The following is a 25,857-nucleotide window of genomic DNA, read 5'->3' as shown; positions in this document are numbered from 1 at the left end:
AGGGCTCAGCCCCCGGTCCGCCGGGCACCGCACAGAAGGAAGGACCGCTCATGACCAGCGCCACCCTCACCCCCTGCGCACGCGATGCGCACACCGATACCGGAAGCCGGACCGGCGGCGGAAACAGGACGCAGGCACTCACCACGACCGTGCCGCGCGAGTACGTCCACCGCACCGCGGTGTCCGAGGTGTTGCTGACCGGCTGGTGGCGCGGCCGCCGCGACAGCTGGGTGGTGAGCGCCCAATGGCCGCGGGCGCACAGCTTCTACGGTCCGGTGCACGGGCTGCACGACCCGGTGCTGCTGATAGAGACCATGCGGCAGGCCGGGATATTACTCAGCCATGTGGCCAACGGCGTTCCGCTGGACCACCCGATCATCTGGCAGAAGGTCCGCTACGACCTCTCACCGCAGGCCCTGCGCGCCGGTCCCGCACCGGCCGAGGTGTTGTTGCACATCACCGAGCACGACGTGGTCCGGCGAGGGAAGCGGCTGGTGAGCGTCCGGCAGGAATTCCGGATCATCTGTGACGGCGCCGAACTGGCCACGTCCATGCTCGACTTCTCCTGTCACAGCCCGGCCGTCTACCGCCGGCTGCGCGGCGAATACAGCGATCTGGCGCTCGCCAACTCCCGCAGGCTGCCGCTGCCGGAGGCCGTCGCACCGCAGCTGGTGGCCAGGGAGCACGAGCGGGATGTGGTGCTGTCCCCCACCGACCGGCCCGACCGCTGGCAACTGCGGGTGGACACCTCGCACCCGGTGCTCTTCGACCACCCGGTGGATCACGCTCCCGGCATGCTGATGGTCGAGGCCGCGCGGCAGGCCGCGCAGGCCACGACGCCCGGCTTCACCCTGCCCGTCTCGGTGGAGTGCTCCTTCGAGCGGTACGCCGAGATGGACGCGCCGATCCATGTGCAGGCGCGGACCACGGGCGGCGCCGCCACCACCCGGCACACCGCCGACGGCCGCCAGGAGGTCGAGGTCGCCATCGAGCAGCACGACCAGCCGGTACTCACCGCGCGGATCGTCGGCGTACCGATGCCCTGACAGGCGCCCGCCCCCAGTTCGGCCCCGCCCCGCTGTTGCGTCCTCCCCGTCAGCGCAGTGTGAGGCGGGGCTTCGGCGCGTCCGTACGCCCGGTGGGCGGGGTGCGGCTGCCTGCGCGGTAGGGCGGCGGCCAGGGGGCGCCGGGGCCGGAGTAGCCCTGTTCCGCGGCGGCGTGCAGCGTCCAGTGCGGGTCGTACAGATGCGGCCGGGCCAGCGCGCAGAGGTCCGCGCGCCCGGCCAGCACCAGGGAGTTGACGTCGTCCCAGGAGGAGATGGCGCCGACCGTGATGACGGGCACGCCCAGGGTGTTGCGGATGCGGTCGGCGAACGGCGTCTGGTACGAGCGGCCGTAGTCGGGGCGCTCCTCGGCGACGACCTGACCGGTGGACACGTCGATGGCGTCGGCGCCGTGACCGGCGAAGGCGCGCGCGATGGCGACCGCGTCCTCGGCGGTGGTGCCGCCCTCGGCCCAGTCCGTCGCCGAGATCCGGACCGTCATCGGGCGCCCGGCCGGCCAGACGGCCCGCACCGCGTCGAAGACCTCCAGTGGGAAGCGCAGCCGGGCGGTGAGCGAACCGCCGTAGGCGTCGGTGCGTTGGTTGGTGAGCGGGGAGAGGAACCCGGACAGCAGATAGCCGTGTGCGCAGTGCAGTTCGAGCAGGTCGAATCCGGCCCGTGCGGCGGACTGCGCCGAGCGGACGAACTGCTCGCGCACGGCGGTGAGTTCAGCGTCGGTCAGGGCGTGCGGGACCTGGTTGACGCCCGCGCGGTACGGCAGCGCGGAGGGCGCCACCACGGGCCAGTTGCCGTCCGGGAGCGGCTGGTCGATGCCGTCCCACATCAGCCGGGTGGAGCCCTTGCGGCCGGAGTGGCCCAGTTGCACGCCGATGGCGGTGCCGGGCGCGGAGGTGTGCACGAAGTCGGTGACCCGGCGCCAGGCCGTCTCGTGCTCCGGCGCGTACAGCCCCGTACAGCCCGGGGTGATCCGCCCCTCGCGGCTGACGCACACCATCTCCGTCATCACCAGCCCGGCGCCGCCCAGCGCGCGGGCGCCGAGGTGGACGAGGTGGAAGTCGCCGGGGGTGCCGTCGTCGTCCACGGCGGAGTACATGTCCATCGGGGACACCACGACGCGGTTGCGCAGGGTCAGCCCGCCCAGCCGGAGGGGCGTGAACATCGGCGGGGTACCGGCCGGCACCCCTGCCTCCTTCGCCACCGACGCGACGAACTCCTCGTCGCGCAGCCGCAGGTTGTCATGGGTGACCCGGCGGCTGCGGGTGAGGAGGTTGAAGGCGAACTGATGGGGTGGCTGCGCGGCGTAGGTCGCCAGGTCCTCGAACCAGGCGAGGCTGGCGCGGGCGGCGCGCTGGGTGGAGGCGACGACCGGGCGGCGTTCGGCTTCGTACGCCGCGAGGGCCTCGGGGATCGCGGGGTGTTCCTGGAGGCAGGCGGCGAGGGCGAGGGCGTCCTCGACGGCGAGTTTGGTGCCGGAGCCGATGGAGAAGTGCGCGGTGTGCGCGGCATCGCCGAGCAGCACGATCCGGCCGTGCGACCAGCGTTCGTTGACGACCGTGCGGAACGCGGTCCAGGCGGACTTGTTGGAGCGCAGCGGCCGGTTGTCCAGGGCATCGGCGAACAGCCGGGCGCACCAGGCGGCGGAGGCGCGCTCGTCACAGCGGTCCAGTCCGGCCGCCCGCCAGACCTCCTCGCGCATCTCGACGATGACGGTGCTGGCTCCGGCATCCGTGCCGTCGGGTGCGGGGCGGGCGTAGGGGTAGCCGTGCAGCTGCGCGATGCCGTGTCCGGTCTCGGCGGTCTCGAAGCGGAAGGCGTCGAGGGCGAAGTCGGCGGACAGCCAGATGTAGCGGCAGCGGTGGGTGGTCAGCTGCGGGCGGAAGACGTCGGCGTGGGCGGTGCGGGTGGTGCTGTGCACCCCGTCGGCGGCGATCACCAGGTCGTGGCTGCGGGCGAGTTCGGCGGCCGGCGGCGCCTCGGTACGGAAGAGCAGCCGTACGCCGAGCGAGCGGCAGCGTGCGTGCAGCACGGCCAGCAGCCGGCGGCGGCCGAGGGCGGCGAAGCCGTGGCCGGTGGAGGTCAGGGTGCGGCCCCGGTGCACGATGTCGATGTCGTCCCAGCGGACGAACTCCTCCTGGAGCGCGCGGTGGACGACCGGGTCGGCGTCCTCGATGCCGCCGAGCGTCTCGTCGGAGAGGACGACGCCGAAGCCGAAGGTGTCGTCGGGGGCGTTGCGCTCCCAGAGGGTGACCTCGCGCGCCGGGTCGAGGCGTTTGAGCAGTGCCGCGGCGTAGAGCCCGCCGGGTCCGCCGCCGAGGACCGCGACCTTCAGCGGGGCCGCGGCGCCCTCCCCCGCCGCGGACACGGCTATTTCCCCTGCCACTTGGGCGCGCGCTTCTCGGTGAAGGCGGCGTGGAATTCGGCGTAGTCGTCGCTGTTCATGAGCAGCGCCTGGGTGGCGGCGTCCATTTCGACGGCGGCGGCGAGCGGCATGTCCAGCTCGGCGGTGAGCAGCGCCTTGGTCTGGGCGTGGGCGAGCGCCGGACCGTCGGCGAGCCGGCGGGCGAGGGCGGCCGCGGCGGTGTCGGCGCGGCCCTCCTCGGCGAGTTCGCTGACGAGTCCGAGCCGTTCGGCTTCCGGGGCGCGGACCGCGTCGCCGAGCATCAGGAGGCGGGTGGCGTGACCGAGGCCGATGACGCGGGGCAGCAGGTAGGCCGCTCCCATGTCGCCCCCGGACAGGCCGACCTTGGTGAAGAGGAAGGCGAAGCGGGCCGAGGGGTCGGCGACGCGGAAGTCGGCGGCCAGCGCGAGGACCGCGCCGGCACCGGCGGCGACGCCGTGCACCGCCGCGATGACGGGGAAGGGGCACTCCCGGAGCGCGCGGACGACCTGGCCGGTCATCCGGTTGAAGTCGAGCAGCTGCCCGGTGTCCATGCCCAGGGTGGCGCCGATGATCTCGTCGACATCGCCGCCGGAGCAGAATCCGCGGCCCTCCCCGGCGAGGACGAGAGCGCGTGCGGAGCGTTCCCTGGACAGTTCCGCGAGCAGGTCGCGGAGGTCGGCGTAGGCCTCAAAGGTGAGCGCGTTGAGTTTCGCGGGACGTGCGAGGGTGACGGTGACGACGCCGTTGTCCCTGGTCACGTGGATGTGCTGCCATGCGTCGGTGCTGCGGGCTGATCCTGCGAACGGGCTCATCGTGCTGCCTGCCCCCTTCAGCCGGACGGCTGGTGCCTGCGGGTGGGTGCGCTTGCCTGCTCCTTGACGCTATCACCGTCCTGTGACTGTCGTCACGGGGGCGCGATACGCAGAGTCGGCCGGTTCCTCCCGCGGGGCCGCGGCCAGGCGCGAGCGGCGACGCCCGTAGAGCGCGTGGACGAGGGCGCCGACGAGCAGGAAGGCGCCGAGCTGCAGCCAGCCGGCGGGCCCGGTGCCGTGGTTCTCTTCTCCGGTGGTGCGGTGCGCGCGGCGGGGGTGGTGCCGCGCAAGCGGAACGGGGCCCGGACCGGTGGGTCCGAACCCCGTGAGCGGCTCGATGGCAGTCGCTTGACCTGCATGATCGCCCGTTCGGCCGTAGGGCTGTGCGGGCGCGTGCCGGACGTCGGGTGCCGTTGCCGCCGCCCCCGCGTCTCAGCGCGCCGTGCCCGCGATCTCCTCCGGGCGCAGCAGGTCCGCGAGCCGGTCGGCCGGCAGCAGGCCCTGCTCCAGCACCAGTTCCGCGACGCCGCGCCCGGTCGCGAGGGCTTCCTTGGCGATGGCGGTCGCGGCGGTGTAGCCGATGTGCGGGTTGAGGGCGGTGACCAGCCCGATGGAGTTCTGCACGCTCGCGCGGAGGGTCTCGGTGTTGGCGGTGATGCCCGCCACACAGCGTTCGGCGAGGGTGCGGCAGGCGGCCCCGAGGTGGGTGATGCTCTCCGAGAGCGAGTGCAGGATGACCGGCTCGAAGGCGTTGAGCTGGAGCTGGCCCGCCTCGGCGGCCATGGTGATGGTGACGTCGTTGCCGATCACCTCGAAGGCCACCTGGTTGACGACCTCGGGGATGACGGGATTGACCTTGCCCGGCATGATGCTCGAACCCGCCTGGACGGGCGGCAGGTTGATCTCCGCCAGTCCCGCGCGCGGTCCGGAGGAGAGCAGCCGCAGATCGTTGCAGCTCTTGGAGAGCTTGACGGCGATGCGCTTGAGGACGCCGGACAGATGGACGAACGCCCCGCAGTCCTGGGTGGCCTCGACGAGGTTGGCCGCGGTGACCAGCGGCAGCCCGGTGATCGCGGCGAGGTGGCCGCGGGCCGCCTCGGCGTAGCCCCCGGGGGCGTTGAGACCGGTGCCGATCGCGGTGGCGCCGAGGTTGATCTCATGGATGAGCAGGACGGCCTCCGCCAGCCGGCTCTGGTCCTCCTCCAGCATCACCGCGTACGCGGAGAACTCCTGGCCCAGCGTCATGGGCACCGCGTCCTGGAGCTGGGTGCGGCCCATCTTGAGGACGTCGCGGAACTCCGCCGCCTTGGCGGCGAACGCCTCCCGCAGGACCGTCATCGCGTCGAGCAGCTCCCGGACGGCGAAGATCGTTCCGACCTTGACGGCGGTCGGGTAGACATCGTTCGTCGACTGGCTGAGGTTGACGTCCTCGTTGGGGTGCAGGTGGGTGTGGTCGCCCTTGCCGTGGCCGAGTATTTCCAGCGCGCGGTTGGCGATCACCTCGTTGGCGTTCATGTTCGTCGAGGTCCCGGCTCCGCCCTGGATGACGTCGACGACGAACTGGTCGTGCAGCCGGCCGTCCTGCCGGATCTCACGGCAGGCCGCGGTGATGGCGGCGGCCTTCTCCGGGGCGAGCAGCCCGAGGTCCGCGTTGGCCTGGGCGGCGGCCTCCTTGACGGCGGCGAGCGCGTTGATCAGATGCGGGTAGGCGGAGATCGCCGTACCGGTGATGGGGAAGTTCTCCGACGCGCGGAGGGTGTGGACGCCCCAGTACGCGTCGGCGGGTATGTCGCGGTCGCCGAGCAGGTCGTGCTCGCGGCGGTGGCCGGCAGTCATGTCGCAGGTGTTCCTTTGTGAGGTGAAGTGAGGCGAGGTGTGGGTGGGGAGTGCGGTGGTGTCACACGAGGGGGGTGTCCGGCGGGGCGAGCGCGCCCGCCGCGTGCAGCGCGCCGACCTCCATGCCGCCCCCGATGACCGGTCTGGTGGCGAATGCGGCGAGGACCTGCGGATCGACTCCGCACCGGGCGAGCGCCGCCGCCGTCACCGGCATCCGGGCCCGGTCGGCGCCGTCGGCGATCTTCACGCCGACGGCCCGCCCGTCCGGCAGCGCGGCGATCTGTACGCCCTCGAAACCGTCCTTGGCGAGCAGACCGGGCAGCACGCGGACGAGGCGGGCGACGTCCCGCCCGCTGCCGGAGACCATCTCCGGGTGTGCGCGCATGGCCTGGGCGACCCGGCCCTCGTCGGTGCCGGGGGCCGCCGTCGCCAGCCGGGCGGCGGCCCGGGTCAGGCCGTGCAGCGATACGGAGAACAGCGGCGCGCCGCAGCCGTCGACACTCACCCGGGCGATGCCCTGGCCCGTGAGGTCCTCCACGGTCGCGGCGATCTCCCGCTGGAGCGGATGCCCGGGGTCGAGGTAGTCCTCCAGGCGCCAGCCACGGGCCTGTGCCGTCATCAGCATGGCGGCGTGCTTGCCCGAGCAGTTCTGGGCGAGCCGGGTGGGCCCGAGGCCGCTCCGGAGCCAGGCCTCCCGCTCCGCGGCGCCGTACGGCAGATCGGGGACATTGCGCAGATCACCCTCGGTCAGCCCGGCGGTGTCCAGCATCCGGCGGGCCGTCGCGCGGTGCCGTGCGTCGCCGGAATGGCTGGCGGCGACCAGCGCCAGCGACGGGTCGTCCAGCGGCGGCAGCCCCGCGCGCAGCAGTCCGACCGCCTGGACCGGCTTGAGCGCCGAGCGCGGAGAGAACGCGGCCTCGATGTCGCCCGCCCGGAACTCCACGCTGCCGTCCGCCGCCAGCACGACGACCGAGCCGTGATGGACGCCCTCGATGACGCCTGCGCGTACGACGTGGGCGACGGGTACATGGGCGGGTTCACGGATGACGGGCGGATCGCCCGCGACGCGGCGCGGCAGAGTGGTGTGACTCATCATCACCTTCCGGTGCTGTTCGCTTACTTGGTGTTTCCGGGGAGGTCCGGTGCGGCCGCGTCCCGCATCGTGGTGACGCGGCGCCGTACCAGGAACCAGCCGCCGACCAGCGCGGCCGCGATCACCGGCAGGCAGGTGACGGTCGTCCGGCCTGCCCCGCCGTCCGCCCACATCAGGACCAGCACCGAAGCAAGGAAGGCCAGCGTCACGATCTCGGTCCACGGGGAGCCGGGGAGCCGGTAGCCGGGGCGGACGAGCCGGCCGGCGCGGGCCTTTCGCCAGAAGAGCAGATGACAGACCATGATCATGGCCCAGGTGCTCAGGATGCCGATCGCGGCGAAGTTCAGCACGATCTCGAACGCCTCGCTCGGCACGACGTAGTTGAGCCCCACGCCCAGCACGCAGACGCCGGAGGTGAGCAGGATGCCGCCGTACGGGACCTGGCTGCGGCTCATCACGCCGGTGAAGCGCGGCGCGGATCCGGACATCGCCATGGAGCGGAGGATCCGGCCGGTCGAGTAGAGGCCGGAGTTGAGGCTGGACATCGCGGCGGTGAGGACCACGAGGTTCATCACGCCGCCGGCCGCGGGCACCCCGACGTTGGACAGCACCGTCACGAAGGGCGACTCGTCGGCCGAGTAGGCGTTCCAGGGCAGCAGCATCGTCAGCAGGACGACCGAGCCGACGTAGAAGACGGCCACCCGCCACATGATGGAGTTGATCGCCTTGGGCATGATCTTCTCCGGCTCCGCGGTCTCGCCCGCCGTGACGCCGACCAGTTCGACCGAGGCATAGGCGAAGACGACGCCCTGGATGACCAGCAGCATCGCGAGCGTCCCGGTCGGGAAGAGGCCGCCGTTGTCGGAGATCAGCGACGGGCCGGGGGTGTGGCCGTCGACCGGGTGCTGGGTGACGAGCAGGAAGATGCCGATCAGCATGAAGACGACCAGCGCGCCGACCTTGACGATCGCGAACCAGAACTCCAGCTCACCGAAGATCTTCACCGATATGAGGTTCACGGTCAGCACGACCGCCAGCGCGATCAGCGCGATCACCCACTGCGGGATGTCGGAGAACATGCCCCAGTAGTGCGTATAGGTCGCCACCGCCGTGATGTCGGCGATTCCGGTGGTCGCCCAGTTCAAGAAGTACATCCAGCCCGCGACGAACGCCCCCTTCTCGCCGAGGAATTCCCGCGCGTACGAGACGAACGCCCCGGAGGACGGCCGGTACAGGACCAGCTCGCCCAGCGCCCGCACCACGAGGAAGGCGAAGACCCCGCAGACCGCGTACGCCACCGCCAGCGAGGGCCCGGCGCCGGCGAGCCGGCCGCCCGCGCCCAGGAACAGCCCGGTGCCGATGGCCCCGCCGACCGCGATCATGTTGACGTGCCGGGGCTTCAGGGACTTGCTGTACCCGGCATCACCCGCGTCGGTGTGCCCGCCGGCCCGCTGCCCTTCCCGCTGTTCCTGACGGTCCGCCTTCTGGAGGGATTGCTCGCTCACGCGTGGTGCTCGCCTTCTTCGGAGGGGCCTGTGCGCCGGGCCGGCTGCACGATGGTGGTCAGCGTCGACTCGACGCGTGCGAGGTGATGCGTCATGGCGTCGACGGCGTCCTGCTCGGACCGGTCGACCATCGCCTCGACGATCGCCCGGTGCTCCCGGTTCGACTGCTCACGCCGGCCGCCCAGCTCGTTGAGGAACGCCGACTGGCGGGCCAGCGCGTCGCGGATCTCCTCGATGACCCGGCGGAAGACCGGGTTCCGGGCTGCCTGGGCGACGGACAGGTGGAACAGGGTGTCCATCGCCACCCATCCGGTGGTGTCGGTCTCCCGCTCCATCCGCTCCAGCAGGTGCTGGAGGTGGTCGAGGTCCTCGGCGGTACGGCGCGACGCCGCGTACCCGGCCACCGGGATCTCCACATGCCGGCGCACCTCCAGGAGGTCGCTGGCCGCGTAGTCGCCGAAGGTCGGGTCCTCCGACGCGCCCTGGGACACGACGAAGGTGCCCTTGCCGGTACGGGAGACGGTGAGCCCCATCGTCTGCAGGGCGCGCAGCGCCTCCCGGAGCACGGGCCGGCTCACTTCAAGGCGCCGGCAGAGCTCCGCCTCCGAGGGCAGCTTGTCCCCCACCGCGTACTCGCCCCGCTCGATGGCACCGCGCAAGTGGGTCAGCACCGCTTCCATCGCGCTGATCCGCCGGGGAACGTCACCGGCTGTCTGGCTGTCTGACAGGTTCACCCCGGGATCGTCAGCCGTGCGAGAGAGCCCTGTCAAGGGGTGCGCCCCGCGGAATCGCGTCGCCGGGGCCCCGCCCGGTGGCCCGGCGAGCGGGCGAGGCCGGGGCTACCGGGATCCGGGGCGGGCCGGCGATTTTTCCGCGCATGCTCACCAGGCCGGCGCCCCGGGTCCACCTCGGCGCAGGGAGGCAGGGAGAGGGGAGGCAGGGAGGGGGGAGGCAGGGAGGCACGGAGGCAGGAACGCGGTCGGGTCGGCGGCCGACGCCCCCCTCACACACGCGTCCGCCGGCCCGCCGCCGGTGCCCTTTTCGCGGGCACCGGTGTGCGGACCGGCGGACCGGCGGACCGGCGGACCGGCGGACCGGCGGACCGGCGGACCGGCGGACGATCGATCGGCCTCACGCAAGGGCGCCAACCGGGGCGGTATCGCCCCGGCTACGGCACCACCGCCACCGCCTAGCGGCCCAGCGTCGCGACCAGTACGGCCTTGATCGTGTGCATGCGGTTCTCCGCCTCGTCGAAGACGACCGAGTGCGCGGACTCGAAGACCTCGTCGGTGACCTCCAGCGACGACAGTCCGTGCCGCTCGTGGATCTCCCGGCCGACCGCCGTGCCCAGGTCGTGGTAGGCGGGCAGGCAGTGCAGGAACTTCACGTCCGGCTTGCCGGTGGCCTCCAGCACCTCCCGCGTGACCGCGTACGGGACGAGCAGCGCGATCCGCTCGTCCCACACCTCCTTGGGCTCCCCCATCGAGACCCAGACGTCGGTGGTGACGAAGTCCGCGCCGCGCACGCCCTCGGCGACGTCCTCGGTGAGCGTGATGCGCGCACCACTCCGCGCGGCGAGCGCACGGGCCTGCGCCACGACGCCCTCCTCGGGCCACAGCTGCTGCGGCGCCACGATCCGTACGTCCATACCGAGCAGCGCGCCGGTGACGAGGTAGGAGTTGCCCATGTTGTTGCGGGCGTCACCGAGGTAGGCGAACGCGGTCTCCTCCAGGGGGCGCCCCCCGCCGTGCTCGACCATGGTCAGCACGTCGGCGAGCATCTGGGTCGGGTGCCACTCGTCGGTCAGCCCGTTGAAGACCGGCACCCCGGCGTACGCCGCCAGCTCCTCGACGTCCGCCTGGCTGCTGCCGCGGAACTCGATGCCGTCGAACATCCGGCCCAGCACCCGGGCGGTGTCCTTGACCGACTCCTTGTGCCCGATCTGCGAGCCGGACGGGTCGAGGTACGTGGTCGACGCGCCCTGGTCGGCGGCCGCGACCTCGAAGGAACAGCGGGTCCGGGTGGAGGTCTTCTCGAAGATCAGGGCGATGTTCCGGCCCTGCAGGCGGGGGACCTCGGTTCCGGCGCGCTTGGCGGCCTTCAGCTCGGCCGCCAGGTCGATCAGTCGGCGGAATTCCTCGGCGCTGAAGTCCAGCTCCTTGAGGAAGTGGCGGCCCGTGAGGTCTATCGCCATGGTGGGCTCCTGGTTCGCGGCAGTCGGGGACGGGTGCGGGGTGACGTACTGGATGACAGCTGGAAGTATATACGAGACCCCGCATCCCTATACGATCATGCGCTCCCCGCGCTCACGCGGTGCCCGGAACCGCGTCCCGCTCCACGGGGCAGCTCATACAGCGCGGCCCGCCCCGGCCACGCCCCAGTTCACTCCCCGGAATCGTGATCACCTCGATGCCGCGCTTGCGCAGAAACGTGTTCGTCGTGACGTTCCGCTCGTAGGCCACCACCACGCCCGGCTCCACCGCCAGCACATTGCACCCGTCGTCCCACTGCTCGCGCTCGGCGGAGTGCACGTCCTGCGTGGCGGTCAGCACCCGGATGTCGGACAGGCCCAGAGCGGCCGCCATGGCGCGGTGCATGTGCTCCGGCGGATGGTCGGTGACCTTGAGGTCCTGCGCGCCCGAGCCCGCCTCGATGGTGTACGAACGGAGCATCCCCAGGCCCTCGTACTGCGTGAAGGTATCCCCGTCGATCATGGTCATGACGGTGTCCAGGTGCATGAAGGCCCGCCGCTTGGGCAGGTCGAGCGCCACGATCGTGCGCGCCGAACCCGCCGCGAACAGCCCGCGCGCCAGCAGCTCCACGGCCTGCGGCGTGGTCCGCTCGCTCATCCCGATCAGCACCGCGCCGCTGCCCAGCACCAGGACGTCGCCGCCCTCGATCGTCGACGGGAAGTCCGCCTGCCCCTCCGACCAGACATGGAATCCCTGGTCGCGGAAGAGCGGATGGTGCCGGTAGATCGCCTCGTAGTGCACCGTCTCGCGCTGCCGGGCCGGCCAGCGCATCGAGTTGATCGAGACCCCGTCGTAGACCCAGGCGGAGGTGTCGCGGGTGAAGAGGTGGTTGGGCAGCGGGCCGAGCAGGAAATCGTCCAGATCCATCACATGGAAACGCACCGAGATCGGCTCCGGGTGCCGCTCCAGGAACTCGCGCTTGGTCATGCCGCCGACCAGCGCCTCGACGAGTTCGGGCACCGGCAGCTCATCGAAGGCGGCCCGCAGGTGGTCGGTGGCCAGCGGCCCGTACTCCTTCTCGTCGAAGACGCGGTCCAGGACCAGCGCCCGCGCCTCGGGGATCTGCAGGCTCTCGGCCAGCAGATCACCGAAGAGGTGCACCTCCACCCCCCGGTCCCGGAGCACATCGGCGAACCCGTCGTGTTCGGCGCGCGCCTGGCGGACCCACAGCACGTCGTCGAAGAGCAACGCGTCCTTGTTGGTGGGCGTGAGCCGCTTCAGCTCCAGATCGGGACGGTGCAGGATGACCCGGCGCAGCCGCCCGGCCTCGGAGTCGACTTGGAATCCCATCTCCCCATCTTGGCCGCTTCCCCCGCATTGCGAACGTCGTCGGCCGGATCTCCGGGGATGTCGGCGCGAAGTGGGGTGGAGTGGGGTGGGGTGGGGGTGGTCACGGGGTGAGTGGGGGTGGGATGAGGGTGAGATGGGGCGGGTTCGCGGCCATATGGGAGCCGGGGGTGTGCCCGGTGGGTTCCGGGGCGCCTCGCAGCGGCCTGCGCACCCTCGTGCGTCGGGGCCCCCTCGCCGCGCGCACCCTCGCGCGTCGCGTTCACGTCTCGGTCGGCACCACACCGATGCGGCGGGCGCACACTCAACGCCCAGCCCGCGCCCGGGAGTTGGCGAGAGCGGCGATCTTCGGTGGGGTGGATCGCGCGGGCCTGCCGACTCGGCACGCTCGCCGGCCTGCGCCGGCACGTCACCCGCGCCGTCGGCGTCCCGCCGGTCGATGACCGGCGGTCCTACCGGGCGGCTCGGGTGACGCGGGAGGCCCGCGCGGCGCGGGTGACGCGGGCAGCGCGGGTGACGCGGGCGGCGCGGGCGGCGCGGGTGACGTGAGGCGATGGCCCGCAGTGGTCGGTGGGGCGGCGCCGTGCCCCTCCCCGGCCGCTACAGCCGGGGGTCCACCGGCTCGGACTCCAGCGCGAGGACCGCGAAGACGGCCTCGTGGACCCGCCACAGCGGTTCCCCCTCCGCCAGCCGGTCGAGCGCCTCCAGGCCGAGGGCGTACTCGCGCAGCGCCAGGGAGCGTTTGTGTCCCAGGTGCCGGATCCGGAGCCGCCGCAGATTCTCCGGGCTGGTGTAGTCCGGCCCGTAGATGATCCGCAGGTACTCGCGGCCCCGGCACTTCACGCCGGGCTGCACGAGGCGGCCGTCCGACCCGCGCACCAACGCCTGCACCGGCTTGACCACCATGCCCTCGCCGCCGGCCGCGGTGAGATCCAGCCACCAGGCGACGCCCGCCGCGACGGACGCCTCGTCCTCGGTGTCGACGAGGAGCCGGCGGGTCGGGGCAAGGAGTCCCGGCCGGGCGCTCCCAGCCACCGGCGAGGTCGCACCCTCCGCTCCGGACTCCGCTCCGGACTCGGACCCGGCACCAGGCTCGGCTCCGGACTCGGACCCGGCACCGCCCTCTCCACTGCGCTCTCCACCTGTCGCACCGCCGGCCTCTGCCGCGATGAGCCGGTCGATCAGCGTGAGCTGTTCGGTGTGCGGCAGCGCGGCGAGGCTGCGACCCTGCACGGCGAGGATCTGGAACGGCGCGAGCCGGATCCCGTCCAGGGGGTCCGGGCCGGTCGGCGCGTCCGGAGCGGCGGGCGTCGTCTCCGAGGGGCCGGTCCGGCCGGTCGGGCCGACCGGGGCATCCGAGGCGTCCGGGGCGTCCGGGCCATCCGGGGCGTCCGCCGGGGCCGTGCCCACGCGCCAGCAGTAGCGCCGGTATGCGTCCGTGAACGCCGCGGCGTCCGCGGCCCGGCCGCGCTGCCGGGCGAGCAGCTCGGAGACCTCGACGCCCCGCCCGGCGGCCGCCTCCAGGGCACCCAGCGCACCCGGGAACACGGCCGCGGAAGCGGCGCCGACCGCCGCGTACTGCTTGCGCAGCAGACCCGTCGCCTTCAGCGACCACGGCATCAGCTCGGCGTCCAGCAGCAGCCAGTCGGTGTCCAGCTCCGCCCAGAGCCCGGCCCGCTCCGCGCAGTCGCGGACCCGCCGCAGCAGGCCGGCGGTCGTCGCGGCATCGTCGAAGAACGGCCGCCCGGTGCGGGTGTACAGCGCGCCAGGCGCCCCCTCCGGCACCCCGAACCGCTCGCGGGCCACCGCCTCGTCGCGGCAGACCAGCACCACCGCGCGCGAGCCCATGTGCTTCTCCTCGCACACCACCTCGCGCACCCCGTCCGCGCGGTAGGCGGCGAACGCCTCGGCCGGGTGCTCCAGATACCCCTCCTCCTTCGACGTCGCGCAGGGCGCCATCGTCGGCGGGAGGTACGGCAGCAGGCGCGGGTCGATCGCGAAGCGGCTCATCACCTCCAGCGCGGCCGCGGAGTTCTCCTCCCTGACCGCGAGCCGTCCCATGTGGCGGGTCTCCACGATGCGTTTGCCCGCCACGTCGTCCAGGTCCAGCGGGCGCCCGTCGGCGCCGCCCGGCGCCTCGGTGGCGAGCGGCTTGGCGGGTTCGTACCAGACCTGCTCGGCAGGCACGTCCACGAGCTCCCGCTCCGGCCAGCGGAGCGCGGTCATCGTGCCGCCGAAGACGCAGCCGGTGTCCAGACAGATGGTGTTGTTGAGCCAGTTGGCGCGCGGGGTCGGGGTGTGGCCGTAGACGACGGCGGCCCGGCCGCGGTACTCCTCCGCCCACGGGTAGCGCACCGGCAGCCCGAACTCGTCGGTCTCGCCGGTCGTGTCGCCGTACAGCGCGAAGGACCGCACCCGGCCCGACGTGCGGCCGTGGTACTTCTCCGGCAGCCCGGCATGGCACACCACCAGCCCGCCGCCGTCCAGGACGTAGTGGCTGACCAGCCCCTGGATGAACGCCGCCACCTCGGCGCGGAACGCGTCGTCCTCCCGCTCCAGCTGCTCGATGGTCTCGGCGAGGCCGTGGGTGTGCTGGACCTTGCGGCCCTTGAGGTAGCGGCCCAACTTGTTCTCGTGGTTGCCCGGCACACACAGCGCGTGGCCCGCCCCGACCATGCCCATGACGAGGCGCAGCACCCCGGGACTGTCCGGCCCCCGGTCCACCAGGTCACCGACGAAGACGGCGGTACGGCCCTGCGGGTGCACGGCGTCCACCGGGCGCCCGAGCCCGTCGCGGACCGTCTCGTAGCCCAGCCGGCCGAGCAGCGACTCCAGCTCCGAGCGGCAGCCGTGGATGTCGCCGACGATGTCGAACGGGCCGGTGAGATGGCGCAGGTCGTTGAACCGCCGCTCGCGGACGACCCGCGCGGCCTCGACCTCCTCCTGGCCGCGCAGGATGTGCACCTTGCGGAAGCCCTCACGCTCCAAGTGGCGCAGCGAGCGGCGTAGTTCACGCTGGTGACGCTGGATGACCCGGCGCGGCAGCCCGGCCCGGTCGGCACGCGCGGCATTGCGCTCGGCACAGACCTGCTCGGGTACGTCGAGCACGATCGCCACCGGCAGGACGTCGTGCTCCCGCGCCAGCCGTACCAGCTGGGCGCGGGATTCCGACTGCACATTGGTGGCGTCCACGACGGTCAGCCGGCCTGCCGCCAACCGCTTGCCGGCGATGAAGTGCAGCACCTCGAACGCGTCCCGGCTGGCGCCCTGGTCGTTCTCGTCATCGCTGACGAGCCCCCGGCAGACGTCGGAGGAGAGCACCTCGGTCGGCTTGAACTGCCGGGCGGCGAAGGTCGATTTGCCGGAGCCGGTGGCGCCGATCAGCACCACCAGCGACAGGTCGGGCACCGGCAGCGAGCGCGCCGCGCCCGGCCGGTCCACTTCGCCCTGCGCCCGGTCCTGCTCCGTCCGGTCGCCCTGCGTCCGGTCGTGCTCCATCCGGTCGCCCTGCGTCCGGTCGTGCTCCGTACGGTCGTTCTCCGTCATGCCGCTGCCTCCTTCGTACGTGTCGTGTCACCGGTGCCGGCGTCGGCGCCGGCGCCAGTGCCGGTGCCGGTGCCGGTGTTCCGGGGAACGCCCGCCGTGCGGTGGGGTTCCTTGCCGTCCCCCTCGCGCCGGAAATGCGCGAGCTGGGTGGGCGGCCCGACCTCGGGGTCGTCGGGTCCGACGGGGGCGAAGGCCACGGTGTAGCCGTGCCGGCCGGCGACCTGCCGGGCCCAGGCCCGGAACTCTTCCCGGGTCCATTCGAAACGGTGGTCCGCATGACGCACCCGCCCGGCGGGCAGCGCCTCCCAGCGCACGTTGTACTCGACGTTCGGTGTCGTCACCACGACCGTTGACGGCCGGGCCGACCCGAACACCGCGTACTCCAGCGCCGGCAGCCGCGGCGGGTCGACATGCTCGATGACCTCGCTCAGCACCGCCGCGTCATACCCCTTGAGCCGGGTGTCGGTGTACGCCAGCGACCCCTGCACCAGGCGCACCCGCTCCGACTGCCGCTCGGACATCCGCTCCAGCCGCAGCCGGCGCCGCGCCTCATGGAGCGCCCGCATCGATACGTCGACCCCCACGACCTCGGTGAACTGCGCCTCCTTGAGCAGCGCACCGATCAACTGACCCTGCCCGCAGCCCAGGTCGAGCACCCGGGCGGCCCGGTCGGCACGCAGTACCGCCATGATCGCCTCGCGGCGCCGCACGGCGAGCGGCACCGGCTTCTCCTCGGTGTCCGTTCCCTCGTCCACGGCGTTGTCGAGCTCCGCGGCATCGGTGTCGTCCGCCTCCGCCAGCCGTTCCAGCTCCAGCCGCTCCATCGCGGCACGGGTCAGCGCCCCCCGTCGCGCCAGATAGCGGCCGACGATCACCCGCTGCTCGGGGTGGCCCTCCAGCCAGCCCTCGCCGGCCCGCAGCAGCTTGTCCACCTCGTCGGGCGCGACCCAGTAGTGCTTGGCGTCGTCCAGCACCGGCAGCAGGACATACAGGTGCCGCAGCGCCTGGTCGAGCCGCACCTCCCCTTCCAGGACGAGCCGTACGTAGCGCGAATCGCCCCACTCCGGGAACGTCGCGTCCAGCGGCAACGGCTCGGCCGTCACCGTCCACCCCAGCGGCCCGAACAGCCTGGCCACCAGCTCGGCGCCACCGCGCGCGGGCAGCACCGGCACCTCGATACGCAACGGCATCGTCCGCCCGGGGAGCTCCGGCCGCGCGGCGCACTGCCCCTTCATCGCACTCGCGAAGACGCTCCGCAGCGCCACCGCGAGCAGCGAGGAGGCCGCGTAAGGGCGGTCGTTCACGTACTGCCCGAGCGCCGAGTCGGGGGCGCCGCCGCGGCCCTTGCCCCGCCCCCGGCGGACCAGCGCGACGGGATCGACCTCCAGCAGCAGCGCGGCCGTGCACCGATGCTCGTCCGCCTCGGGGTAGAGCACGTGCGCGATGCCGTACGACGTCGAGAACTGCTGCGACTTGTCGGGGTGCTTGTGCAGCAGGAACCCGAGGTCGGTCGCGGGACGGTCGGCGCTGCCTGTGGTCGTTATCGTCAGGAACACGCGTCCGAGTATTCCCTGATCCGCCGCCATTTCCCCAGCGCTTTTCCCCACCCCCCGGCCACCGCCCGCCACTGCGCGCCGCGCTGTGGACAGCTCGTGTCGGCGGCGATCACCAGGGCAATATGAGCCGTATGGAACTTCGCATCTTCACCGAGCCTCAGCAGGGAGCCACCTACGAGACGCTGCTCCGCGTCGCGCGGGCGGCGGAAGAACTCAACTACGGAGCGTTCTTCCGCTCTGATCATTACCTCCACATGGGCAACGTCGACGGCTTGCCCGGCCCCACGGATGCCTGGATCACACTGGCCGGCCTGGCCCGTGAGACCCGACGGATCCGGCTGGGCACCCTCATGACGGCGGGCACCTTCCGCCTGCCGGGGGTTCTCGCCATCCAGGTCGCGCAGGTCGACCAGATGTCCGGCGGGCGCGTCGATCTGGGCCTCGGCTCCGGTTGGTACGGCGAGGAGCACGCCGCCTACGGAATCCCGTTCCCGAAGGAGAAGTTCGGCCGGCTGGAGGAGCAGCTGGCGATCATCACCGGCCTGTGGGAAACCCCCGTCGGCGAGCGGTTCCAGTTCGACGGCACCTACTACCAACTGACCGACTCGCCCGCCCTGCCGAAGCCCGCGCAGCCGCATGTCCCCATCCTCATCGGCGGCCACGGAGCCAAGCGCACCCCCGCGCTCGCCGCCCAGTACGCCGACGAGTTCAACATCCCGTTCGCCTCACTGGAGGACACGGAGCGTCAGTTCAAGCGGGTGGGGGCGGCTGCCGAGGAGCGCGGCCGCCCGGCCGGCGACCTCATTTACTCCAACGCGCTCGTCGCCTGTGTGGGCAAGAACGACGTGGACATCAAGCGCCGGGCCGACGCCATCGGCCGGGAGGTCGACGAGCTGAAGGCCAACGGGCTCGCGGGGAGCCCCGGCGAGGTCGTGGAGCGGCTGCAGCAGTTCGCGGCCGTCGGTTCGCAGCGCGTCTACCTCCAGATGCTGGACCTCGACGACCTCGACCACATGGAACTGATCGCCTCCGAGGTCATGCCCCAGCTCTCCTGACGGCCACCCCGCCGACCACTCCCCCGCCCTGTCCGGCCCGTCCCCTGTCCGGCCCGCTCTGCCTCTCCGCCTGCGCCCGGACGGGCCGGGGGACGGACGGGCCGGGGGGAGGGCGGTGGCGGGCCGGGGAGGCTGACGGACAGAGGTGGACGGGGCACGGACAGGCAGGGCGCGGCTGGGCAATCCCCCTCCGCCTCAGGGGGTTTGCCCCATGGTTGTGCCGTCCCGCCGTGTCATAGCCTCTTCGCACGACGCCCCCGTTCGGGGGCCGTGACCAGCGAGTTCAGTTCCGCAGAACCGGGGGAGATCCGTGCGTAAGTTCCTTGGCCTTTTCGGGGCCGCCGCGATGGCCGGGATCGGTGCGATCGGCCTGACCGCGTGCAGTCTGACCCCCGGATCGACTTTCGAGGACGACTCCTCGGTGCCGAAGGCGAAGAAGATCACATCGGTCCGCCTGGACAGCAGATCCGGCTCGGTCACCCTGAACGGCGGCAAAGACGTGTCCAAGGTCTCGGTCCACCGTGAGGTCGAATACCACGGGGACCGCCCGAAGGGTGCCACGCACCGGGTCGAGGACGGTGTCCTGGTGCTCGGCGGCTGCGGCAAGGACTGCTCGGTGAGCTACACCGTCGACTTGCCGGCGGGGCTCCCGGTGAACGGCGAGACCTCCAACGGCGCGATCCACCTGACCGGGGTCGGCGCGGTGAAGGTGACCACCAGTAATGGGGCCATCGACCTCAAGGGCGTCCGCGGACCGGTGGATGTGGAGACCGCCGACGGCCGGATCCACGGGACCGGGCTGTCCGGCAAGGGCATCAAGGCGAAGACTTCCAACGGCGCGATCGAACTCACGCCGACCACGGCACAGAACGTCCGGGCGGATACGTCCAACGGCGCCGTCACCGTCACCGTGCCGGACGGCACATACCGGGTGCGCACGGAGACCAGCAACGGCCACAAGGACATCGGCGTCACCGATGACCCGGCCGGCGCCCACCGGCTCGACCTGACCACCAGCAATGGAGCCATCACCCTCAAGCGCGGCTGACCCAGCGGCGCTCACCAGGCCCGGCCCATCGGACCCAGGCTCCCGTTGCGGATTCACGGCATCGGGGGACCTGCGTCCCTGGCTTGTGTGCGGCACCCCGAACCCGCGAAGTTCCCTACCTCGCGTCCCGGGCGTCTGCGCGCCCCGCCGGGTCAGGCGGGGTGCCGCTCGCGTGCTTCCAGCTTTTCGAGTATTCCGGCGACGTGGTCTCTCGATTCGTCGGCGGTGTCCATCGCCTCGACGCAGGTCCAGTACATCCCGTCCTCGTCGGTCGAGCACACCACGTTCACCAGTGCCTCGCACACCTCTCGCAGCAATCGGCACAGGGCGGTTAAAGCGCCCTTGGCATCCTGCACATCGGACAGCTGAGCCGCCCGCAGCCCACCGGTCGTCGGCGCCTGGCACAGCAGTCCCCCGCTGAACCGCCCGCCCGCGTCGCCCAACCTCCGCGCTCTGGACCGCACTTCATACGGCCCGAATATCGCGAGATGGCTGCCGATCGCCTCCGCCAAAGCCTGTGCTTGCCATGCCTCGACGATCACGTCCTGAACCGTGCTCGCCTGTGCCAGACCGCGCCGATTGGCCGCGATGATCCGCACCGCGTCCATCCGCGCCCCCTCCCTCCGTCATCACCCGCCGTGCCCTACACCCTGTCCACTACCCAGAGTGAAGGGGAACACCCAAAAACGCCAGAGGAATTCGCAAATCTCTGGACAAGAGAGGCGCCACACCATGATCGATAACTCCATAGAGTGACGAAGCGTCATCCGGGAACCACTGGCCCCCCTCCCGGCACTTCACCCCCAACCATCACCACCCACCCACGGGTCACTCGGCGCCCCACCGCCACTTGCATGACAGAAAATCAACCGCCTCCCGCCCGGCACACGACCACCGGACGGAGGGCGGCTTCCGGGCCCCCGCACCCTCACATGGGGCAGATCCGGCACCCCCACTCCGACCGCCCCGCCAACCGCCCCCTCACACCCCTTCGTTCGCCTCGCCCCCTTTCTCCGTCTCGCCACCCTCGCGCCCCCGCGGCCGGTCCGGGCGCGCCGAGCGGACCGCGGGGAAGCGGGACTCATTCCGCTCGATCTTTGCGGCGAGCGCCGTCAGGGCGTCGATCCCCAGGGCCTCGCAGAACTGCAGCAGATACGCCAGAACGTCCGCGACCTCGTCCTCGACCCGGCCGGCCTGCCCCGGGTCGGCCATCACCTCTGCCGATTCCTCGGGCGTCAGCCACTGGAAGATCTCGACCAGTTCGGCGGCCTCGACGCTGAGCGCCGCGGCCAGGTTCTTGGGGGTGTGGTATTGCTGCCAGTCCCGGGCGGCCGCGAAAGCGACGAGCCGGCGCTGCAGGGTAGGAAGATCCTCGCTCATGCCCCCAGGTGTAGCACCTGCACACCGGGCAGCCCCTCGACCACCGACGGGTCCCGCACCGTCCCCAGCAGCCGGACGTGCCCACGCGCCGCCATCCGTACGGCCAGCGACACCAGCTCGCGCGCCTGCCGGTCGTCCATGCAGCGGTCCATGCCGTCCGCCATGACCGTCAACTGCTGCTGAGCGGACGGAATCTCCCCTGCCGGATCCATGGCCAGGACGCCCGGCCCGGTGAGCAGCACCAGCGCCAGCCCGAGGAAGCGCAGCTCGCCGTCGCCGAGCTGCTCGACGGGCATCGCCCACGCACCCCGGTCGATCACCGCCCGCACACCCGGGACCGGTCCGCCCGCAGCCGCGCTCCGCCCGGCGGACGCCACCCCAGCACCCCCAGCGCCTCCGGCGGCAACAGCAGCAACCTCAGCCACCGTCACTCCCTGACCGCCACCCGCGCCGTTCGGCTGCCGCGGCACCGCGCGCAGTCCCTCCACGGGGCCGGCGCACGCCTCGCGTACCGCCGCGACCAGCACCGCATGCCGCCGCGCGCACTCACGACTCGTACGCTCCAGCACCGCGGGGAGGTTGTCGCAGGAGGACCGCAGCCGGCCCTCGTCCGGCTCCTCGTCCCCGTGGTGCCCCCAGCCGCCGGCCGCGCCACCGTCCCGCCCGCGGGCTCCCGCGCCGCCCCGCCCGGCGGGCTTCGTCGCCTTCGCGCCACGGCCGCTCGCCCGTCGCCCGGCCGTGACCGCGCCGGCTCCCGGGCCCGCACCGGTGGCGGCTCCCGTCCTGTCCCCCCGCATGACCTCCGGCAGCGGATCGCACGCAAAGGCCGAGCGCAGGGCGACCACGACCTGTTCCGCCGCGTCGAGCACCAGCCGCTGCCCCGCCGTCTTGCCGGCGACGCGCAGCGGCAGCAGCGAGGTGCCCAGCCGGTCGTCGGGCAGCGGTGCGCGGGTGACCGGGGTCGCGCCGGCCGTGTGCCAGGCGGCCTGCACAGCGGGGCGGTCGGGGTCGGTGAGCGCCGTGGTCAGCAGCGTCTCGCCGCCGCCGGTCAACCGCTCACCGACGATGCGCAGTTCGGGCTCCGCCTGGACGGCGAGATCGAGGTGGACGAGGCCCACCGGGCCGTCAACCGTGCAGCCGAGGCGGAACCCGCGCCGCCCCTGCCTGTCGGGGCGGGCCGCCGCCGGTACGCACGCGGCGGCGCCGCCCGCCACCGCCTCGACCGCCTTGGGCAGCGGCTCGCCGCTGCCCAACCGGGCCAGGAACTCGTAGGCCTGCAGCGCGCTGGATTTGCCGCTGCCGCTCTCGCCGCTCAGCAGCGTCAGCGGGCCGAGCGGCAGGGTGACGCCGCGATGGGTCTTGAAGGCGGACAGACGTAACTCGGTGACCGCTGGTCGTGCACTGTCGGTATCCATGTGCGGGACGCTATGCAGCGGCCCGCCCGGAGAACCGTTTTGCCCGCCGTCGCTTCCTACGAACGGGGGACGGAGCCGGCGGTGGGCTCGGCGACTTCGGTCCCGATCGGCGCCAGCAGGAACACATTGGTGTCCACCCGGTGCATCCCGCTGCCGAGGCCGAAGACGACACCGCTGGAGAAGTCCAGGATGCGCTTGGCGACATCGGCGTCGGCGCTGCTGAGGTCCAGCAGGACCGGGAGCTGCGCCATGAGGTACTCCGCCACCTCCCGCGCGTCGGCGAAGGTCTGCACGCGGATCACGATGAACCGCCGCATCTCCTCCGCCGGTTCCTCCTCGGGGAGGGCACGGTGGTCGGGCCAGGACGGCCATTCGCTGCTGCTGCGCAGCGGGACGACCTCGGCGAGTCCTTCCCACTGCTCGTCGGTGGCATCGGGACGACCGTTCACCGAATCACCTCACCCAGAGGAGCTCTGCCTGTCTGCGGTATCTGCATGACACAATTGTAAGGATAAACATACAAACGGTGCCGGGCATGACACACGCGGCGTCACATCCCTGGCCCATCCTGCACCATGGCCCCTGACCAGTGCCGACAGCCTTGGCAGATATCCTGCGTCGAGCTTGTGTGTGCCTGTTCATCCCCCCTTGTGACGGAGGTCGGTTCTGTCGTGACCCCGGAACCTCCGGCCCGACGGCCGCGCGGTCTGCGCGCCCTGCGTGGCCTGCGCAAACCCGCGAAGAAGCGGCCCGCCCCGCCTCCCGCCGACGCCACCTCGGACCGGCCCCCCGCGCCGGCGCCGGCGGCCGACACCGCCGGCAGCGTCATCAATGCCGCCCTGTACCGCGACGGACGGCGTGTCAGCACCCACGACACCCTCGCCGACACCTTCCAGCAGCTGCGCGCCACCCCGGACACCCTGGCGTGGATCGGACTGCACCGCCCCACCCCCGCCGAACTCATCACCCTGGCATCGGAGTTCGACCTCCACCAGCTCGCCGTCGAGGACGCGCTGGAAGCCCATCAGCGGCCCAAACTGGAGCGCTACGGCGGCACGCTCTTCGTCGTACTGCGCGCCGCCCGCTATCTGGACGACGCCGAGGAGGTCGACTTCGGCGAACTCCACGTCTTCGTCGGCCGCGACTTCGTCATCACCGTCCGGCACGGCGGCGCCCCCGACCTCTCGGCCGTACGCCGCCGCATGGAGGACGCCCCCGAACTCCTCAAACGCGGCCCCGAAGCGGTGCTCTACGCCATCCTCGACGCCGTCGTCGACGACTACGCACCGGTCGTCTCCGGCGTCCAGAACGACATCGACGAGATCGAGACCGAGGTCTTCGGCGGTGACCCGCGCGTCTCCCGCCGCATCTACGAACTCTCCCGCGAGGTCGTGGAGTTCCAGCGCGCCACCCGCCCGCTGAACGGCATGCTGGAGAACCTCACCGCCGGCTTCGAGAAGTACGCGATCGACGAGGAACTGCGCCGCTACCTGCGCGACGTCGCCGACCACGCCCTGCACACCACCGAACGCGTCGACGGCTTCCGGCAGGCCCTCCAGGACATCCTCACCGTCAACGCCACCCTGGTGAACCAGCAGCAGAACGCCGAGATGCGCGCCCTGGCCGAAGCAGGCTTCGAGCAGAACGAGGAAATCAAGAAGATCTCGTCCTGGGCGGCAATCCTCTTCGCGCCCACGTTGGTCGGGACGATCTACGGCATGAACTTCGACCACATGCCGGAGTTGCACTGGGGACTCGGATACCCCTTCGCCATCATCTTGATGGCGGTTGTGTGTACCAGCCTCTATGTCATCTTCAAGCGGCGGGACTGGCTCTGAGCAGTCGGGGCGAGAAGGCTCTCGCTGTGACCCCTGGAGCACGGGCGTGACCCTCGGAGGCCCGTCCGGAACCGGTGAGGGGAATCTGTCGACAGTGGAGTCGCAACCGAGTCCGGCCGCCGTGCGTATGCGCGGACACTGAGCGCCTGTAGCCCGTGGCAGCAACTCCCGCGCATGGACGCCCCGCGTAACGCAGCGTAGTTCCCCGCCGGACGGCAGGCCGAAGCGGGCGGGCGCATCGAAAGCTGCGCCCGCCCGCTTCGCCAGGGCTCTTGGGGAGGCTTCTCTTCACGGTCGCGGTCTCCGCTGGAACGCGATGGAATGGTGTGTCGCTGGCCATACGCCCCTTGCCAAGAGCCTCGAACTCGTCGAGAACTGCGCGCAACTGACAGCCGCGACTCCGCCCGCCGGAGCGGCGTCGACCACCACACCGTCATCCGGCCCGGCGATGAGATCCCCATCGCGGGTTGCGCCACACCGAGCGGGACCTGTACATCTCCGATGAGACTGCTCGTGTCCTGGACAAAGCGGGCGCAACGAGTCCGCACCGCGGGGACCAGTCATGCGCTGCGCGCCCCGACGGCCGGCAAAACGGTGCAGCGGTCGTCTGCCCGTCGGCGCCTTGATACGAATCAACGAGGCTGCCGTGGCGTGAGTTAGGTTGAACGTCACCGACCGAACCAAGTGCCAGGGAGACCGCACAATGACCGGATCCGACCACACGGGCAGCACTCCCGGCCTGCCTCCGACGCCTCCTCCGCTCCCGCCGGAGCCGGTCGAGGCCGGACCGCGCCCAGTGCCGGCGAGCGAGGTCGAGGCACTGGATATCGGCCGTCAGCACTTCCCCGAGGTCGGCTCACCGGGCGGGCCGTCCGCACTGTACGTCCACGAATTCGACATCGGCTACCTGATCCATGCGGGCTGGCCGGCCCCCAAGGAGCTCACCGCGGCGCCCCCTGCACCCGGGGGAAGCAATGTCGTCATCAACAAGGACAACGGCGATGTGACGTTCCTGCCCAACTTCCCTCCGGAGGCGGCCGTGGAGCTCTACCACAGCTCCTACCGCCCGAGCGGCTACTGAGCGCGCCTGGTTGCTTGCCTGGCAGGTCCTGGCGAGCTGTCAGTGCGGTTGGTTAAACTTTGACTTGACCAACTCATTGGGTAACCATTATGAACACGGGGGACGTTGTGGCCGGCGCCGGTGGATTCCAGACCAATGTGGAAGGCCTCAAGGCCGAGGGTACGAATTTCGTCAATCTCGGTGAGGACTTCTACTCCTCGGTGGCGCGGCTGATAGACGGGCTGCATGCGCTGGGCGCTGGGCCGCCCAGCAACGGGGACGAAGGACCGCCGGAGGAGAAGAAGTCCTTCGGCGAACAGTTCGTGAGCGGTCTGACGAGTTTCGCCAGCAAGGCCGACGCCCCTCCGTGGGGAGACGACGAGATCGGCGAGAAGTTCGGCGTCGCCTACGAGGGCGTCCGTGACGGCATGTACGAGTCAATGGGGCACCTCTCCTCGAAGCTACAGGAAATCGGCAAGGCGCTGACCTCGATGTCCAAGCACCACGCGGAGAACGAGGACTTCAACGACTCGCTGATGAAGCAGCATGTCGCCAACCAGCAGGCATGGCAGGACCCGACAAAGGACCCCGGGAAGGTCAGCTACACCCTCACCGGCCCGTCCTGACCCACCGGGCTACCCGGCCCTGGACCGCCGGCCGGTCCCCATCTTTGACGCGGGCGTCTTTCCGCACAGCCCGTTCTGCAGCACGCCACAACGCATTTCATTTC

Annotated in this window: 20 protein-coding genes; 6 read left to right on the top strand and 14 right to left on the bottom strand. The window is 71.6% G+C overall.

Annotated features, from left to right (window positions below; translation table 11 throughout):
• Nucleotides 1-50: 50 nt before the first annotated feature.
• Nucleotides 51-1,046, top strand: coding sequence for a ScbA/BarX family gamma-butyrolactone biosynthesis protein (locus tag ACIRQ7_RS21195; RefSeq protein ID WP_404264330.1), 996 nt, complete (start codon nt 51-53; stop codon nt 1,044-1,046).
• 49 nt (nt 1,047-1,095) lie between these two features.
• Here the strand turns inward: ACIRQ7_RS21195 and ACIRQ7_RS21190 are convergent, their stop codons facing one another.
• The 10 genes from ACIRQ7_RS21190 to ACIRQ7_RS21145 form a co-directional block, all read right to left on the bottom strand.
• Entirely contained in the window at nt 1,096-3,444 is a 2,349-nt protein-coding gene (locus ACIRQ7_RS21190; protein ID WP_404264328.1) for a bifunctional salicylyl-CoA 5-hydroxylase/oxidoreductase, read from the bottom strand.
• On the bottom strand, nt 3,429-4,256 hold the full coding sequence (locus ACIRQ7_RS21185; protein WP_404264326.1) for an enoyl-CoA hydratase family protein: 828 nt from the start codon (nt 4,254-4,256) through the stop codon (nt 3,429-3,431). Before ACIRQ7_RS21185 ends, ACIRQ7_RS21190 begins: the two co-directional genes overlap by 16 nt.
• A 432-nt stretch (nt 4,257-4,688) precedes the next feature.
• On the bottom strand, nt 4,689-6,092 hold the full coding sequence (gene aspA, locus ACIRQ7_RS21180) for an aspartate ammonia-lyase (RefSeq protein WP_404264324.1): 1,404 nt from the start codon (nt 6,090-6,092) through the stop codon (nt 4,689-4,691).
• A gap of 61 nt (nt 6,093-6,153) precedes the next feature.
• Nucleotides 6,154-7,185 (bottom strand): asparaginase, encoded by a 1,032-nt coding sequence (locus ACIRQ7_RS21175; protein ID WP_404264323.1) that lies wholly within the window; start codon nt 7,183-7,185, stop codon nt 6,154-6,156.
• Nucleotides 7,186-7,208: 23 nt separating this feature from the next.
• On the bottom strand, nt 7,209-8,690 hold the full coding sequence (locus tag ACIRQ7_RS21170) for an amino acid permease (protein ID WP_404264321.1): 1,482 nt from the start codon (nt 8,688-8,690) through the stop codon (nt 7,209-7,211).
• Complete coding sequence (locus ACIRQ7_RS21165) at nt 8,687-9,424, bottom strand: FadR/GntR family transcriptional regulator (protein WP_404264319.1); 738 nt, start codon at nt 9,422-9,424, stop codon at nt 8,687-8,689. Before ACIRQ7_RS21165 ends, ACIRQ7_RS21170 begins: the two co-directional genes overlap by 4 nt.
• Before the next feature lie 455 nt (nt 9,425-9,879).
• Nucleotides 9,880-10,884, bottom strand: a complete 1,005-nt coding sequence (gene argF / locus ACIRQ7_RS21160) for an ornithine carbamoyltransferase (protein WP_404264317.1) — start codon at nt 10,882-10,884, stop codon at nt 9,880-9,882.
• A 112-nt stretch (nt 10,885-10,996) separates the two neighbouring features.
• The gene (locus ACIRQ7_RS21155; RefSeq protein ID WP_401470987.1) at nt 10,997-12,232 is read right to left on the bottom strand and encodes an arginine deiminase; all 1,236 of its coding nucleotides are present in this window, start codon (nt 12,230-12,232) and stop codon (nt 10,997-10,999) included.
• A gap of 597 nt (nt 12,233-12,829) precedes the next feature.
• A complete protein-coding gene (locus ACIRQ7_RS21150) occupies nt 12,830-15,775 on the bottom strand; it encodes a polynucleotide kinase-phosphatase (RefSeq protein WP_404264315.1) in 2,946 nt (981 codons plus the stop codon).
• Complete coding sequence (locus tag ACIRQ7_RS21145) at nt 15,772-17,331, bottom strand: 3' terminal RNA ribose 2'-O-methyltransferase Hen1 (RefSeq protein ID WP_404264313.1); 1,560 nt, start codon at nt 17,329-17,331, stop codon at nt 15,772-15,774. Before ACIRQ7_RS21145 ends, ACIRQ7_RS21150 begins: the two co-directional genes overlap by 4 nt.
• Before the next feature lie 131 nt (nt 17,332-17,462).
• Here ACIRQ7_RS21145 and ACIRQ7_RS21140 point away from each other — a divergent pair, with 131 nt between their 5' ends.
• Together ACIRQ7_RS21140 and ACIRQ7_RS21135 are read left to right on the top strand one after the other, a co-directional pair.
• A complete protein-coding gene (locus ACIRQ7_RS21140) occupies nt 17,463-18,386 on the top strand; it encodes an LLM class F420-dependent oxidoreductase (protein WP_404264311.1) in 924 nt (307 codons plus the stop codon).
• A 310-nt stretch (nt 18,387-18,696) separates the two neighbouring features.
• Nucleotides 18,697-19,434, top strand: a complete 738-nt coding sequence (locus tag ACIRQ7_RS21135; RefSeq protein WP_404264309.1) for a DUF4097 family beta strand repeat-containing protein — start codon at nt 18,697-18,699, stop codon at nt 19,432-19,434.
• 152 nt (nt 19,435-19,586) lie between these two features.
• Here ACIRQ7_RS21135 and ACIRQ7_RS21130 read toward each other — a convergent pair whose 3' ends face one another.
• The 4 genes from ACIRQ7_RS21130 to ACIRQ7_RS21115 form a co-directional block, all read right to left on the bottom strand.
• Complete coding sequence (locus ACIRQ7_RS21130; RefSeq protein WP_401471002.1) at nt 19,587-20,042, bottom strand: DUF6099 family protein; 456 nt, start codon at nt 20,040-20,042, stop codon at nt 19,587-19,589.
• A gap of 373 nt (nt 20,043-20,415) precedes the next feature.
• Nucleotides 20,416-20,814, bottom strand: a complete 399-nt coding sequence (locus ACIRQ7_RS21125) for a nucleotide pyrophosphohydrolase (protein ID WP_404264307.1) — start codon at nt 20,812-20,814, stop codon at nt 20,416-20,418.
• Entirely contained in the window at nt 20,811-22,229 is a 1,419-nt protein-coding gene (locus tag ACIRQ7_RS21120; protein WP_404264305.1) for a biotin transporter BioY, read from the bottom strand. The genes ACIRQ7_RS21125 and ACIRQ7_RS21120 overlap by 4 nt, the downstream gene beginning before the upstream one ends.
• Nucleotides 22,230-22,285: 56 nt before the next feature.
• Nucleotides 22,286-22,678: a cell division protein SepF gene (locus ACIRQ7_RS21115; protein WP_404264304.1), complete on the bottom strand. Its 393-nt coding sequence runs from the start codon at nt 22,676-22,678 to the stop codon at nt 22,286-22,288.
• 222 nt (nt 22,679-22,900) lie between these two features.
• On the opposite strand from ACIRQ7_RS21115, the gene ACIRQ7_RS21110 reads away from it, so the two are divergent.
• From ACIRQ7_RS21110 to ACIRQ7_RS21100, 3 genes are all read left to right on the top strand, one after another.
• A complete protein-coding gene (locus ACIRQ7_RS21110; RefSeq protein ID WP_404264303.1) occupies nt 22,901-24,067 on the top strand; it encodes a magnesium and cobalt transport protein CorA in 1,167 nt (388 codons plus the stop codon).
• Between the two features lie 703 nt (nt 24,068-24,770).
• Nucleotides 24,771-25,148, top strand: a complete 378-nt coding sequence (locus ACIRQ7_RS21105; protein ID WP_404264301.1) for a hypothetical protein — start codon at nt 24,771-24,773, stop codon at nt 25,146-25,148.
• 89 nt (nt 25,149-25,237) lie between these two features.
• Nucleotides 25,238-25,753: a hypothetical protein gene (locus ACIRQ7_RS21100; RefSeq protein ID WP_404264300.1), complete on the top strand. Its 516-nt coding sequence runs from the start codon at nt 25,238-25,240 to the stop codon at nt 25,751-25,753.
• Nucleotides 25,754-25,857 lie beyond the last annotated feature (104 nt).

The organism is Streptomyces sp. NPDC101393, assembly GCF_044767385.1.
In the GTDB taxonomy this organism is placed as follows: domain Bacteria; phylum Actinomycetota; class Actinomycetes; order Streptomycetales; family Streptomycetaceae; genus Streptomyces.
Note: the sequence above shows the minus strand (reverse complement) of the source record. Positions and strands in the feature narration are given on the sequence as shown.

What these genes read in the sequence shown, in the direction of transcription:
- ACIRQ7_RS21195 (WP_404264330.1), top strand. Translation starts at nt 51, where the DNA reads ATGACCAGCGCCACCCTCACCCCCTGCGCACGCGATGCGCACACCGAT.
- ACIRQ7_RS21185 (WP_404264326.1), bottom strand. Translation starts at nt 4,256, where the DNA reads ATGAGCCCGTTCGCAGGATCAGCCCGCAGCACCGACGCATGGCAGCAC.
- aspA (WP_404264324.1), bottom strand. Translation starts at nt 6,092, where the DNA reads ATGACTGCCGGCCACCGCCGCGAGCACGACCTGCTCGGCGACCGCGAC.
- ACIRQ7_RS21175 (WP_404264323.1), bottom strand. Translation starts at nt 7,185, where the DNA reads ATGAGTCACACCACTCTGCCGCGCCGCGTCGCGGGCGATCCGCCCGTC.
- argF (WP_404264317.1), bottom strand. Translation starts at nt 10,884, where the DNA reads ATGGCGATAGACCTCACGGGCCGCCACTTCCTCAAGGAGCTGGACTTC.
- ACIRQ7_RS21155 (WP_401470987.1), bottom strand. Translation starts at nt 12,232, where the DNA reads ATGGGATTCCAAGTCGACTCCGAGGCCGGGCGGCTGCGCCGGGTCATC.
- ACIRQ7_RS21150 (WP_404264315.1), bottom strand. Translation starts at nt 15,775, where the DNA reads ATGACGGAGAACGACCGTACGGAGCACGACCGGACGCAGGGCGACCGG.
- ACIRQ7_RS21140 (WP_404264311.1), top strand. Translation starts at nt 17,463, where the DNA reads ATGGAACTTCGCATCTTCACCGAGCCTCAGCAGGGAGCCACCTACGAG.
- ACIRQ7_RS21130 (WP_401471002.1), bottom strand. Translation starts at nt 20,042, where the DNA reads ATGGACGCGGTGCGGATCATCGCGGCCAATCGGCGCGGTCTGGCACAG.
- ACIRQ7_RS21125 (WP_404264307.1), bottom strand. Translation starts at nt 20,814, where the DNA reads ATGAGCGAGGATCTTCCTACCCTGCAGCGCCGGCTCGTCGCTTTCGCG.
- ACIRQ7_RS21120 (WP_404264305.1), bottom strand. Translation starts at nt 22,229, where the DNA reads ATGGATACCGACAGTGCACGACCAGCGGTCACCGAGTTACGTCTGTCC.
- ACIRQ7_RS21105 (WP_404264301.1), top strand. Translation starts at nt 24,771, where the DNA reads ATGACCGGATCCGACCACACGGGCAGCACTCCCGGCCTGCCTCCGACG.
- ACIRQ7_RS21100 (WP_404264300.1), top strand. Translation starts at nt 25,238, where the DNA reads ATGAACACGGGGGACGTTGTGGCCGGCGCCGGTGGATTCCAGACCAAT.